This is a genomic window from Rhizobium sp. WYJ-E13, from assembly GCF_018987265.1.
Classification (GTDB): Bacteria; Pseudomonadota; Alphaproteobacteria; order Rhizobiales; family Rhizobiaceae; genus Rhizobium.
Window position 1 is genome coordinate 1,766,299 of the sequence record NZ_CP076854.1, and the last position, 13,739, is coordinate 1,780,037.

At 59.7% G+C, this 13,739-nt stretch carries 11 protein-coding genes; 8 read left to right on the top strand and 3 right to left on the bottom strand.

Annotated elements, in window-relative coordinates; genetic code table 11:
- Window positions 1-4: 4 nt before the first annotated feature.
- The 8 genes from KQ933_RS29565 to KQ933_RS29600 all read left to right on the top strand — a co-directional run bounded on the left by KQ933_RS29565 (window position 5) and on the right by KQ933_RS29600 (window position 9,866).
- Entirely contained in the window at window positions 5-283 is a 279-nt protein-coding gene (locus KQ933_RS29565; protein WP_216759533.1) for a sarcosine oxidase subunit delta, read from the top strand.
- Window positions 280-3,213 carry a sarcosine oxidase subunit alpha family protein gene (locus KQ933_RS29570; protein ID WP_216759534.1) on the top strand — a complete coding sequence of 978 codons (2,934 nt, stop codon included), beginning with the start codon at window positions 280-282 and terminating at the stop codon, window positions 3,211-3,213. The genes KQ933_RS29565 and KQ933_RS29570 overlap by 4 nt, the downstream gene beginning before the upstream one ends.
- Window positions 3,206-3,733: a sarcosine oxidase subunit gamma gene (locus KQ933_RS29575; RefSeq protein ID WP_216759535.1), complete on the top strand. Its 528-nt coding sequence runs from the start codon at window positions 3,206-3,208 to the stop codon at window positions 3,731-3,733. Before KQ933_RS29570 ends, KQ933_RS29575 begins: the two co-directional genes overlap by 8 nt.
- A gap of 247 nt (window positions 3,734-3,980) precedes the next feature.
- Window positions 3,981-4,358: a hypothetical protein gene (locus tag KQ933_RS29580; RefSeq protein WP_216759536.1), complete on the top strand. Its 378-nt coding sequence runs from the start codon at window positions 3,981-3,983 to the stop codon at window positions 4,356-4,358.
- Window positions 4,359-4,389: 31 nt separating this feature from the next.
- The gene (locus tag KQ933_RS29585) at window positions 4,390-5,358 is read left to right on the top strand and encodes an ABC transporter ATP-binding protein (RefSeq protein ID WP_216759537.1); all 969 of its coding nucleotides are present in this window, start codon (window positions 4,390-4,392) and stop codon (window positions 5,356-5,358) included.
- 133 nt (window positions 5,359-5,491) lie between these two features.
- Window positions 5,492-6,016: a universal stress protein gene (locus tag KQ933_RS29590; RefSeq protein WP_216759538.1), complete on the top strand. Its 525-nt coding sequence runs from the start codon at window positions 5,492-5,494 to the stop codon at window positions 6,014-6,016.
- A 125-nt stretch (window positions 6,017-6,141) separates the two neighbouring features.
- Window positions 6,142-8,826 carry a cation-transporting P-type ATPase gene (locus tag KQ933_RS29595; RefSeq protein WP_216759539.1) on the top strand — a complete coding sequence of 895 codons (2,685 nt, stop codon included), beginning with the start codon at window positions 6,142-6,144 and terminating at the stop codon, window positions 8,824-8,826.
- 206 nt (window positions 8,827-9,032) lie between these two features.
- Window positions 9,033-9,866, top strand: a complete 834-nt coding sequence (locus KQ933_RS29600) for a universal stress protein (protein ID WP_216759540.1) — start codon at window positions 9,033-9,035, stop codon at window positions 9,864-9,866.
- Window positions 9,867-9,980: 114 nt separating this feature from the next.
- Here the strand turns inward: KQ933_RS29600 and KQ933_RS29605 are convergent, their stop codons facing one another.
- The 3 genes from KQ933_RS29605 to KQ933_RS29615 all read right to left on the bottom strand — a co-directional run bounded on the left by KQ933_RS29605 (window position 9,981) and on the right by KQ933_RS29615 (window position 13,279).
- On the bottom strand, window positions 9,981-11,882 hold the full coding sequence (locus tag KQ933_RS29605; protein WP_216759541.1) for a PAS domain-containing sensor histidine kinase: 1,902 nt from the start codon (window positions 11,880-11,882) through the stop codon (window positions 9,981-9,983).
- A 33-nt stretch (window positions 11,883-11,915) separates the two neighbouring features.
- The gene (locus KQ933_RS29610; RefSeq protein WP_216759542.1) at window positions 11,916-12,668 is read right to left on the bottom strand and encodes a cyclic nucleotide-binding domain-containing protein; all 753 of its coding nucleotides are present in this window, start codon (window positions 12,666-12,668) and stop codon (window positions 11,916-11,918) included.
- 179 nt (window positions 12,669-12,847) lie between these two features.
- Window positions 12,848-13,279 carry a hypothetical protein gene (locus tag KQ933_RS29615; protein ID WP_216759543.1) on the bottom strand — a complete coding sequence of 144 codons (432 nt, stop codon included), beginning with the start codon at window positions 13,277-13,279 and terminating at the stop codon, window positions 12,848-12,850.
- Between the last annotated feature and the right edge of the window lie 460 nt (window positions 13,280-13,739).

Consider the following 13,739-nt stretch of genomic DNA (forward strand, 5'->3'; position numbering starts at 1 on the left):
GACCATGGCAAGCCTGATTTCCTGCCCTCATTGCGGGGTCCGCCCCAGGGAAGAATTCACCATCCGGGGCGATGCGAGCCTGACCCGACCGGCAGCCGATGCCGGCGGTGACGCCTGGTACGAGTACATCTATCTGCGCGACAATCCGAGGGGGCGGCACAAGGAGTACTGGCACCACTCCTCCGGCTGCCGGCGCTGGCTGATTGTCGAGCGCGACACCGTCACCCACGCCGTTCACACCGTCTGCGATGCCGCGCTTGCCAAGCTCGGAGGTGCGGCATGACGAGTTCGCGGCTTCCCAGCGGTGGCCGGATCGACCGGTCGCGCACCTTGAACTTTACCTTCGACGGCAGACAACTGACCGGCCATCCCGGCGATACGCTCGCCTCCGCCCTTCTTGCCAATGGCATCCAGCTCGTCGGCCGCAGTTTCAAGTATCATCGGTCGCGCGGCATCCTGACGGCGGGCGCGGCCGAGCCCAACGCACTGGTCACGACGGGTACGGGCGGCCGCACAGAGGCCAATACGCGTGCGACGACGATCGAGCTCCATGAGGGGCTCATCGCCCGCAGCCAGAACCGCTGGCCCTCGCTCGACTTCGACATTGGCGCCGTCAACGGCCTGCTGTCGCCCTTCCTGAGTGCAGGCTTCTACTACAAGACCTTCATGTGGCCGGCCGCCCTTTGGGAAAAGCTCTACGAGCCGCTGATCCGCAAGGCCGCCGGCCTCGGCAAGGCTTCCTACGAACCGGATCCGGATTCCTACGAGAAATGCTGGGCTCACTGCGACTTGTTCGTCATTGGCGCGGGGCCTGCCGGCCTTGCCGCGGCGCTGACGGCCGGACGCGCCGGTGCCCGCGTCATCCTCGCCGACGAAGGTTTTGCGCTCGGCGGCAGCCTGCTTCTCGAAAACGGGACCGCACTTCAGGACATGCTCAATGAGCTCGAAGGCCTGCCGAACGTCCGTCTCCTGGCGCGCACCACCGTCGTCGGCTGGTACGACGACAATGTCTTCGGCGCTGTCGAGCGCGTGCAAAAACATGTGGCACTGCCGGATCCGCATCGGCCCGTCGAGCGCCTCTGGCGCATCATCGCCAAACAGGCGATCCTCGCCTCGGGCGCCGAAGAGCGGCCGCTCGTCTTCGGCGGCAACGATATTCCAGGCGTGATGATGGCGGGCGCGATGCACAGCTATCTCAGCCGGCAAGCGGTGACGCCCGGCGCCCGCACCGTGATCTTCACCAGCAATGCGTTCGGCTACCGCACGGCAGCCGCGCTCGAAGCCGCCGGTGTCGATGTCGCCGCCATCGTCGACAGCCGCGACGCGGCCAACAATACCTGGTCCGGACGCGCCCGCGTGCTGAACGGCAGCCGGGTGCGCGACGCGCATGGCGGCAAGCGCCTGCGCCATGTCACGATCGAGACCGCTTCGGCAACACAGCGCATCGAGGCGGATGCGCTTGCCATGTCCGGCGGCTGGAGCCCGATCATCCACCTTGCCTGCCATCGCGGCGCCAAGCCGGTCTGGTCGGAGGAAAAGGCAGCCTTTCTGGCGCCGGAACGCCAGCAGGGCCTGTCGATTGCCGGCTCTGCGGCCGGGCTCGGCTCGACGGAAGCCTGCCTCGGCGACGGCGCGGCCAAGGCAGTCGAGGCGCTGCAGGCGATCGGCTTCGTCAAGGTCGCGGCCGCCTTCGCGCCCGTCGAGGACACCGCGGCGGCATCGAAGCCGCTCTGGTTCGTCAAGGGCGCAAAGGGCAAGGCCTTCGTCGATTATCAAAACGACGTACACCTCAAGGATCTCGGCCTTGCCGTTCGCGAGGGATATGGGCATGTCGAGCTTGCCAAACGCTACACGACAAGCGGCATGGCGACCGACCAGGGGAAGCTCGCCAATATCAATGCGATCGGCATCCTGGCCGAGGCGCGCGGCGTGTCGCCTGCCGAAGTCGGCACCACCACATTCCGTCCCTTCTATACGCCTGTCTCCTTCGGCGCCCTGACAGGCGCCTCGCGCGGCCGCGATTTTCAGCCAGTGCGCAGGTCGCCACTACATGGCTGGGCCAAGAAGAATGGCGCCGTCTTCGTCGAGACCGGGCTCTGGTACCGCTCCTCCTGGTTTCCACGCGCAGGGGAGACGAACTGGCGCGAGAGCGTCGACCGCGAGGTGTTGAACATCCGGCAGAATGCCGGCATCTGCGACGTCTCCACCCTCGGCAAGATCGAGATCTTCGGCAGGGATGCCGCTGCCTTCCTCGACCGCGTCTACTGCAACGGCTTTGCCAAACTGCCGGTCGGCCGGGCGCGCTACGGCATCATGCTGCGCGAGGATGGCATGATCTACGACGACGGCACGACGAGCCGTTTCGCCAACGACCATTTCTTCATGACGACGACGACGGCGCTCGCCGCCGGCGTGTTGACCCATCTCGAATTCTGCGCCCAGACGCTCTGGCCGGAGCTCGACGTCCGTTTTGCCTCCTCGACCGACCAATGGGCGCAAATGGCGGTTGCCGGCCCGAAATCGCGCGCGATCCTCTCCGAGATCGTCGACGAGGATATTTCCGATGCCGCCTTTCCCTTCATGAGTGCTCGCACGGTCTCGCTCTTCGGCGGCGCGCTCGAAGGCCGGCTCTTTCGGATCTCTTTCTCCGGCGAACTCGCCTATGAACTTGCCGTGCCGGCCGGCTACGGCGAATGGGTCGCCGATCGGATCATGCAGGCTGGTGAAAAACACGGCATCTGCCCTTATGGCGCCGAGGCCCTCGGTGTCATGCGCATAGAGAAGGGCCATGTCACCCATGCCGAGATCAACGGCACGGTGACGCCTGGCGACCTCGGATTCGCCCGCATGGTTTCCACCACCAAGCCTGATTTCATCGGTAAGGCAATGCTCGCCCGCGAAGGTTTGCAGGCAAAGGACCGCCCCCGCCTCGTCGGCGTCAAGCCGCTCGATCCGGCGACGAGCTTTCGCACCGGTTCGCATATCCTTGCCGAACATGCCACGGCGACCCTTGAAAACGATCAGGGTTACGTGACCTCGAGCGCATTCTCGCCAAGCCTTGGCCACACGATCGGCCTTGCGCTCGTCAGGCGCGGGCCGGAACGGTTGGGGGAAAAGGTCGTGGTTTGGAACGGCCTCAGAAATGAATTCACCGAAGCGGTGCTTTGCAGTCCCGTCTTCGTCGATCCCGACAATGAGAAACTCCATGTCTGAACGCCCCGAACACAAGCCGGCCCTTGCCGGCAAAGCCACAACGGAAGGGTCCGGCATCCGGCTGGAGCCCTTGCCGGAGGGTCACCTTCTGCATGTCATGGGTGCGTTCGACGGCGACACGCTTGCAGAATCGCTTACTGCGGCTGGACTGGCAAAGAGCGCGATCCAACGGGCGGGCTATCAACAATGGTACGTAACAGGAGATGAAATCCTCCCACCCGCGCAAATCGCGCTGCTTGCCGATCACTTGAGAGGCAAGGGTTTCGTCTGCGACCAGAGCCACGGCCGCATCCGCATCGCTCTGTCCGGTTTCCGCGCCCTAGAACTGCTTTCTCAGGGGACGGCAGTCGATCTTGACCCCGCCGCCTTCCCCGTCGGACACTCGGCAGTCACACTCTTCGGACATATCTCGGTGCAGCTGACGCGCACGCACGCCACACGCTTCGAGTTCGCAGCGTTGCGCAGCTTTGCCGAAAATCTCTACGACATGCTCGAACATGCCGCCCTCGCCTCAGCGTAAGCCAGCGATCGGATCGATGACGACAGCCCTCCCATAAGACCCAGCAGCCTTGCGCGGGCTGCGTTATTGCATCTCGATTTGTCGGCCATGAAAATCAGGGCTTTTCGGGCTGCAAATCAACCGGTCGAGGGCAAATGAACGCAATCGGTTTTATCTGATCGCGTCGAAGATTGATGCTGGTCAAAGCATCATCCTTGGCATGTGTGAAAATGGCCATCAAGGATCACACTGGAGGAAAGGAACCGTCATGCTGGCCCGGTCAACAATGGCGCTCAATCGTCCCGCAATCAGGACCGGAGCGACGACTCGAGATGTGACCAAACTCACGCCTTCGCTTTATGGAGGCTTTCACACGACGGGCGATGAAGGTGGCGCGCACGGAACTGTCGTAAAGGGCGACCTGATCATGCGCCGAGAGATCAAGGCAGTTCCATCGGAAGATCGCAACTGCGGCGCCGAGTTCGAGCTCGTACGCGACATCCCGAGTAACCGCTCGTCCATAGGGGACATCATCCTGCCTGTCGTCGTGGAAGAGGATGTTGAGGCGATGCGCGGCGTCGTCACCGGCTACACTGACAGGCTGCAGGTTTCGTCCGCAGACATGCTTCATGGACGCCAATCCTGACAATTATGTTGAAGTCCCTCCCAAGGAGTCGATGCCACGGAACCTGCTCGGTTTCGTGCTTCTGATGGGCCGATCCCATCAACTGGCTTTGGCTGCAATTTCGGTGCTTCTCTTTCTTGCCGGAACAGCGCCCCTGGAAATCCAGAGGCGAGTCATCAATGCGGCAACGCAGGGCGGCGCCTACCCGACCATCTTCGCTCTTGTCCTTGCTTATCTCGGCCTCGTCCTGCTGGAAGGACTGACTAAGCTCGGCTTGAACCTCTATCGCGGCTGGATCGGTGAGGTAGCGATCCGCTGGCTGCGGATGACGGTACTGTCAGCCTCCGATCAGTCGCGCAGGCATCCTCCCGACGCACTGGCAGAGGGCGTGCAGCTATCAATCGTTCTGGCCGAAGCCGAGCCGGTCGGCGGCTTCGTCGGCACGAGTATTTCCGAGCCGCTTCTACAGGTCGGCATTCTCTGTGCGGTCGGGGGTTACATGATCTTCCTGCAGCCGCTCATGGCACTTGCCGTCGCCGTCGTCTTCTTGCCGCAGGTCGGCTTCGTGCCGCTCATGCAGCACGCCATTAACCGGCTCGTTGCAAGCAAGATTGCTATCATGCGGCATGTCAGCGAGGGAATGATTGAGCATGTCACTGGCAGCGATCTGAGTGATGTCCAGGCCGATCGCGTGCAATCGCTTTTCGTCACCAACATGACGATCTACAAATTCAAGTTTTCGATGAATTTCCTTATGAACCTGATGACGCAGCTGGGTTACGCCGGCATTTTCGCGCTCGGTGGCTACTACGTCGTCACCGGAAAGACCGAGATCGGCACGATCGTTGCGTTCGTGTCAGGGCTGTCGAAGATAACCGACCCTTGGGGGGCTTTGATCGACTGGTACCGCGACCTCACGGTTACTCAGGTCAAATACGCGATGATCCGTGATGCAAACGCCGATCAGGAGGCGCCAAAAGATCAGAATGATGCCGGGGCGAAGCGACGGACGATCACATAACTCTGGAAGCTCGTCATAAATGGCGCTCACGGGGCGCTGCTTTGATGAAGCTCAAAGACGACCGCGCCAAAAGACAGAAGATGTTCGGCGGGACTGTCGCAATCCATCGCGGCGGCGTTGAGGGAGACCTGACATGTTCAAGAACATTCTCATAGCGACGGACGGCTCCGAACATTCGAAAAAGGCCGTCGAGTTAGGAGCAGCTCTTGCGGCGGGGAGTGGCGGGCAGGTCGTTCTCGTGCATGTTCTCCTCGTCGGAGAGGTCGATACTGATGTACAGCGGATGATCGACGCTGAATTTCCGGGAGCAGAACCAGCACTGGGCTCGGCCGATGACATCATGAGCACGAGGCTGGCAGCGCCGCGTTTTGATATTTCTCTTCATCGGGCGACCTCCTACCGGATTTTTCGCATCTTGGGCGATCAAATCATCGAGCAGGCCATCAAGGTCGTCAAAGCGGAAGGCGTTGATCAGGTTTCAACGCTGCTGTTGGAAGGAAATCCTGCGGAGCAAATTCTCAACTCGGTCACCGACGTGCAGGCCGACGTCGTCATCTGTGGCGCTCGCGGCCTTTCCAGGTTCTCGGCGCTGCTCCTCGGCAGCGTATCCAACAAGATCGCGCAGCTTTGCCCTGTGACCTGCGTGACGGTTCGCTGATGGTGATCGCGTCGCTCCACACAATCTGTGACGAATCCAGGTCGATCGAAAGAAAAGACCAGCATTCGATTTCAATCCGAGGCATCTTGATGGCGCGATAGCGTCGGGTGCATCAGGAGGCCCGCATGGTGAACGTTCATTTCGCCAATGGACCACTAAGGTTGCCCGAAACCCCTCACGCATTGGCGCCGGAGGCGCTGACCGCCATGCTTGGCGTGTCGGAAGAGGTGGGGTTGTCTCGTGAAGACGCTGAAAAAAGGCGTCGGGCCGTTGGCTCGAACGCCATTCAGGCGCGACCCGCCGCAACGTGGTTTAAACTTCTTTTGCACCAGTTCATGACCCCTGTGGTTTATCTGCTGGCCGGTGCAGCTGGATTAGCTTTTTATTTCAACGAGCTGGAAGAAGGCGGCGCCATCGTTGCCGTCCTTGCCGTCAATGCTGTCATCGGGTTTTACACCGAGCTCAAAGCCGTACGTTCAATCGAGGCGTTGCGTGCACTGGGAGCCCATACCGTCCGGGTACTTCGTAACCGAGTTGTCAGCCGTGTGCCGGCAGAGGATCTGGTCCCAGGTGATGTCGTGGTCATTGAAGCGGGCGAAGCGGTCTGCGCCGACCTCCGACTGATTGAAGCTTCCAGGCTGGCCGCGGATGAGTCGACCCTGACAGGCGAATCCGTGCCTGTGGAAAAGGATGTCCAGTCCGTCTCGCGAGACGCACGCCTTTCGGAGCGTCGGTCGATGTTATTCAAAGGAACAACTATCACACGAGGAAGCGGCCGAGGCGTCGTGACGGCAACGGGGCTCGCCACCGAACTCGGCACGGTATCGCGGCTGATCATGGAGGTTGACGCCGGCAACTCACCAATGGAGCGAAAGCTATCTCGTCTTTCGACACAGCTTGTCGGAGCCACGCTGGTTGTCGCCTGCGCAATCGCTGCTCTTGGCCTCGTCTCTGGCCAGGATGAACTCCTGGTCATCGAGGCCGCAATTGCTCTTGCGGTCGCCGCTATTCCAGAAGGACTTCCGATTGTCGCAACGCTCGCTCTGGCGAGAGGAATGTGGCGTATGGCGGAGCAGAACGCCTTAATCGAGCGCCTTTCGGCTGTGGAGACGCTCGGCGCCACGACCGTCATCCTGACGGACAAGACCGGAACGCTGACGGAAAACCGCATGACCGTCCAGCAGCTTTTGACCTCTTCTGGAGAAGTCGTGGTCAACGCGAATCCGCCGGAGAACACACTTCTTTTGCGGGCCGGCGCCGATCAGGAACTCTCATTGTTGTTGACGGTGGCTGTGCTGTGCAATGACGCAGATCTTGAGAATGCCGACGCCGAGGGGACAGGCGATCCAATGGAAATCGCACTTTTGCGCGCCGGTCTGACAGCGAATATGAACCGGTCCGACCTCCTGTTCAAATACCCGCTTCTGCGCAAACACGCCTTCAATCCCACTACGAAGATGATGGGAACGGTCCATTCCAGTCGAGATGGCATTCTCATCGCAGTCAAAGGAGCGCCGGAGCCGATTATCAATTCTGCAACCGGGGTGCTGCACGAGGGAAGCGAAATCCGGTTTGACGAAGAAACGCGCTCGAAATGGAATAATTACGTCGGACGTCTCGCCGACCACGGCCTGCGCGTTCTCGCCTGCGCTATCAGACACCAGCCTCAAGAGCCCGATGATCCGTTTCATAAACTGATCCTGGTCGGCCTAATCGGCCTTCAGGATCCTGCTCGTGCAGACGTACCGGAAGCGATCCGAGACTGCCAGAATGCAGGAATACGGGTGGTCATGGTAACCGGCGATCATGTTGCAACGGCCAGAAGCATTGGTCGCGCCGTGGGCCTCGACACATCTGGAGGCAATGTGGTTGAGGGGCGAGAGCTCCACGAGATGCTGAGGACAGGTGCGCCTGCTCTACGCGATGTCGGCATCTTTGCCCGGGTCGATCCCTCTGAAAAGCTCACTCTTGTGCGAGCCTATCAGAATGCCGGCGATATCGTGGCGATGACGGGGGACGGCGTCAATGACGCTCCAGCCCTGCGGCAGGCAGATATCGGCGTTTCGATGGGACTGCGCGGCACCGACGTCGCCCGCGAAGCGGCGGCAATGATCCTCCTTGACGACAGATTTTCGACGATCGTCAAGGCAATCCGTGAAGGCCGCATTATCTTTGCCAATATCCGCCGGCTTGTCGCCTATCTGCTATCGTGCAATCTCAGTGAACTGATGGTGATCGGTCTGGCAGTTGCCGGATCTCTGCCACTGCCTTTGCTGCCGCTGCAGATTCTCTATCTGAACCTCGTGACCGACGTGTTTCCGGCCTTCGCGCTCGCGATGGGCGAAGGAGAGCACCGAGTGCTCAACAGACCGCCCCGCGATCCGAAGGAGGCTATTCTTGGCCGCGCCCAATGGCGCGCAGTCATTCTCCACGCGACGGCGCTGAGTGCCGCTACCTTTGCAGCTCTCGGTATCGGAAAATGGCTAGGCTTCGATCAACGCGCAAGCGTGACCGTGACATTCCTAACCCTTGCCTTTGCTCAACTATGGCATGTCTTCAACTTGCGCAGTCGTGGAACGAGCATTTTCGTCAATGATATGACTGGAAACCGATGGCTCTGGTTTGCCCTTGGCCTTTGCACCCTGCTATTGGCTCTCCCCCCTTATGTGGGTCCGGCTGCTCACCTTCTGCAACTCGTCCCGCCAACTGCTCAGATGTGGCTTGTCGTCCTGTTTTCCAGCACCGCGCCGCTGATCGCGACACAGATCGTCATGTTCGCACTATCCGGAACGAGACCCAATCGCTCCTGAGCTGGCTGGCCGTATTTCCCGGTCGAGCTCATGTTGAACGGCGCTGTGAGCTCGGCTCGGTTAGTGGGCAACTGCACGCGCTTCCAGCGCTCCCTATTACTTTCATGGTCACATATAACCGGCGTCCGCGCATGCGTTAGATCAATGCGACCGACAACGAAGACAAATAGATATTATACTGCGAAAGGTGGAGAGGTGGAGAAGACATGATACCACAGTATTTTCTTCCGCTGGCGACGTATCCCGATCCGAGTTCGGGATTGATCATTTCGAATGCCATCGCGTTCGCCGAGTTCTGCGGCGCAAATCTTCACGTCTGCGCGCAAAGAGTTGAGATTCCGCACATCCCCGACGCCTGGTCATCGCTGCTGCTCGATACGCCAAAGATGATCGAGCAAGCCGAAAGCTTGAGCCGTGACCGGGCTGCAACGCTGATCGCCGCGGCGGAAAATCTGAGCGCAGGCACGGAAATTAAGGTGTTTACTCGAACGTTGAAGACCGCTTTGCCTTGGCTGCATGAAACAGTGACCACGCAAGCACGTTTCTTCGATCTCGCAACCCTCGAATGTATCGCCAGTATTCCGGACACCCGCATCGTCGCTGAAGCCGTCATATTCGGCTCAGGCCGACCGACCGTCATTTTTCCCAATAAGACTGTCGCCGGCAAGATCGATCATCTGGTGATTGCATGGGATGGGAGCCGCGCAGCCGCTCGCGCCGTCAGCGATGCGCACGAGCTCATCCGGATGGCCCGGACCGTATCGGTCCTGTCGGTCACTGGCGAAAAATCGCTTCCAGCCGACAGCGGAACGCACCTTGCTGAAATCTTGAGGTCGAGCGGCGTCGATGCCAAGGCAATGTTGGCCCAAGGTAGCGGGTCATCTATCGGCCAGAGCATCCAGCAGGCCGCACTCGAACTGGGCGGCGATTTTTTGGTCATGGGAGCATTCGGGCATTCTCGATTGCGAGACTTTGTCTTGGGCGGAGCAACTGGTGGGGTCTTGGACGAGCCGGCCTTGCCAGTTCTCATGTCCCATTGACGAACGGGAGGATTGGTCTCTCTATCCCACCCTTTGGGCCCAGGCGGGAAACTGCCGTTACGCCGGAAGCCTCAGCCGATCTTCACCGAGCCTTCGCCGATGCTCGCTATGAGATTAATCAAGCAATTCGCGCAGACGGATCGCAAGTTCGCGGGCCGTGTAGGGCTTCTTCAGCAAGCTTGTGGAGGGGGAAAGCTCGCGGCCGGCGATCGTCGGCTCGGCATAACCAGATGTGAAAAGGATCTTAATACCCGGCTTCAGCGTCCGCACGATATCCGCCAATTCGTCCCCGGTCATGCCGCCGGGCATGACGATATCGGTAAACAGCAGCGCGACATCAGGATAATCCTCAAGCCGGTCCAGTGCCTCGTGACCGTTTGCCGCTTCTATGACTTCGTAACCGGCACTGATGAGGCGGGAAACCGCAACACGGCGCACGCGCGCATCGTCCTCCACGACGAGGATCGTCTCAAAACCGCGTGGAATGTGGGGCTCCGACCGTCCAGCCTGCGATTCCTGATCCGTGCCATCCTCTGCCACCTTGGGAACTGCCGGAACAAAGATGCGCACAGTCGTTCCCTGGCCCACCTCGCTATAAAGCTGAATATGGCCGCCGGATTGCTTGGCGAATCCGTAGACCATTGAAAGGCCGAGCCCCGTGCCGGAACCAAGGCCCTTGGTCGTGAAGAAGGGTTCGAAGGCCCGCTGCTTGACCTCCGCCGTCATGCCGCTGCCGGTGTCCGTCACCGAGATCAGCACATAGTCGCCAGTGCGCACCTGTGGATACATCTGCGCATAATCGGCGTCGAGCTTGACGCGCGAGATCTCGACCGAGAGCTTGCCGCCGCGCGGCATGGCATCTCGAGCGTTGAGCACAAGATTCAAAAGAGCGTTCTGTAACTGCGATCCATCAACCAGCGCGCTGTTGGACGAGCCAATCACGGTGGTGCGAAATTCGATCGCTTCGCCGAGCGTACGTCGCAGCAGGTCGGAAAAACCGGAAATAAGCTGCCCGACGTCGACGGGTTTCGGATTGAGCGGCTGGCGCCGACCGAAGGCGAGCAACTGGCCCGTAAGTTTCGCCCCGTCCTCCGCCGCCTCCTGCGCCTCACGCAGCAGCGGTCGCAGCCTTTCGTCCGTCAGTTTGTCCTCGATCATCTCGAGATTGCCGCTGATGACGGTAAGCAGATTGTTGAAGTCATGCGCAAGCCCGCCGGTCAGTTGGCCGATCGCTTCCATCTTCTGCGACTGGCGCAACTCCTCCTCGGTCTTGTGGCGGCTCGTGAGGTCGCGGATGAAGCCGGTGAAGATGCGTTTGCCATTGGTGACCGCCTCGCCGACGGAAAGCTCCATCGGAAAGACCGAACCATCCTTACGCTGCCCGGTCACCAGTCTACCATAACCAATAATCCGGCGCTCGCCGGTCATCAAGTATCGGGAGAGATGGCCGTCATGGGCGTCGCGATCCGGCTGCGACATCAGGATCTTGACGTTGCGCCCGCAGACTTCCGCGGAAGGATAACCGAAAAGCCGCTCTGCCGCAGCGCTGAAGGAGGAGATCCTGCCGGCATCGTCAATGACAATCATCGCTTCGGGAACCGTGGCCAGGATGGAGCGCAGATGTGCTTCCCTCTCCGCCAGATCATCCTGCATTCTCTTCATGCCGGTTACATCGTTGTTCGTTTGGATAATCATCGCTGTTTTGCCGAGCGATGGATTGAAGAGGGACCAGCGCGTGGCAATGAAAAGCGTTTGGCCGTTATTGTGTCGGTGCGTCACCTCCCCTTCCCACGCCCCTTGCCTTCGAACGGTTTCGCGGATTTCTTCCAAGGGTGTCGGAAACTGCGTTGCGAGAAGTTCGTGGACGACCTTTCCGACAGCCTCGTTTCGTGGCCATCCATAGAGAGCCTCGCAGCCACTGGTCCAGCGGTTGATTATCCCGTCGAAACCGTGAACGACCACGTTTGCTCCGTCGAACATCAGGGCAATCTGGTCAAGCTCCGTCTCAATCGTCATCTCCTCGCCGTTCTCCCTTGATCGCTGACGCTCTCAGTGGCGCGGCCGCCTTTCACATGCAGCCTGCTTCCACCCGTCCCCCGCCAATTCGTCGTCACTTCCTGACAATTGCACAAGCGCAGACCGCTTCACGACGCGAAGGGAATGACGTCCCACAGGCGCAAGCACGCCCTTATTCGTCAGCTTCGTGATAGAACGGGAAACCGTCTCGATGGTGAGGCCGAGATAGTCGGCGATGTCCAGTCGGGTCATTGGCAGCTCGATCACGAAATCGCCCTGCCCTTCCGAGACCGCGCGAAGAAGCTCTCTTAGAAGAAAAGTGCAAATCCGCTCTTCGGCGCTCTTGCAGGACAGGAGGACCATCTGATCTTGGGCAGCGGCCATTTCGTCGCAGAGACGGGCGAAGACCTCCGGCCGCAACTCCGACGAACTGGCGACTTCGCTATCGAATGCCTTGCGCGAGAAACGTCGTACCTTCGTGTTGGTAATGGCTTCGGCACTGTAGAGATAGTGGTCCTTCAGCGAGACGCCGACGATGTCGCCGGCGTGCAGAAATCCTGTGATGACGCGGCGGCCATCCGAGATGATCTTGAAGATGCGAAGGGTCCCTTCGACGACTTCGAACAGGTGCTTGGCAGCGTCGCCTTCGAAAAAAAGGGACTGGCCGGCGACCAGACGTTCGACAGGTTGTCTCCTAAAAAGCTCCTGAATGCAATTCGGCTCGGAGCCAAGGAGCACCGCATTGTTGATCTGCTTGTCTTGATGAAAAGTGGCGCCCTGCAGCATCTTCGTCCCTCCGCGCTGTGGATGAGGCCAATAAAAGGTCTCAGGGTGACATGCGGATGCCGCGTGTGTAAAAGACAATGCGAATTTGTAACAGTTTGTAACAAATGTCGGCGCAACGCCGTATTGCCGTAGCCACCTCCCCCATTCTGCCAGACGGTCAGAACCGCCCGGAAAGGCAATCAAAGGCGATAGATGACGCCGTGGTCCCATCGATGACGGAACTCCTGATCGTCGAGCACACTCCAAATCTCGGGTCGAAGAGACCAAAATCGCAGATATTTGCTCTTCGCATCGATCGCCTGTCTCTCGATACAGGCAAACAGGGCTGCCGCGATTTCATGTTCGTGGAGCGGGCTTATGACAATGAACATCGCTACGTCGAACAGCGGCCCGGCAACAGGGTGCTTTTCGAGGCGAACATGGCAAAGGCCGCGAGAGTAACCCCTGGTGTCGGTCGCTACGATAAAGTTGCGCCGCTCCGAGCCGCCGGTTACCCGGCGCCAGGAATCAAGTGTCAGATCAGGCATTGCCGCCTGCGCTATGACGTAAGTGCGGTCAATCTGGTCTTTCTGCAGAGGGCCGATGACAAAACCGCTATTGTTAGGCGTCATCTGAGGTCTCCGTTACATTGGACTACACCCTGGCGCTTTGCCAGTGATGGACGTGACGCTCCGTATTCGATGGTCTGACAAATGCCGCCACCTGCCGAAGAACATCGCCAGCACATCCCCGCCCGTTAGAGCCGCCAATCTCGCCGAGATCAACGTGCTCCGCAGGCTCCGTCATTACACCTGTGAGACTTTGCTAACAGCAGTACAAAACCCTAGACCGATGGTGAGCTTACCGCGTTGACCCGCATCAAACTCGACCGGTCAATCAGAAGATCGCGAGCACAAGCACGCTGCTGAAAATCGTGTTGCGTTAGCGCCACCCATCTCAGCGGATTGACAATCAGCGCTCGGTACCGGGATTGAACGGCTACGCCTCTAGGCTTCGCGCTGAATGTTCCGCGTCACCAGCCTTGGTGCATTTACAATCATCAATGACATATCATTGGGGCTTGACGGTCGC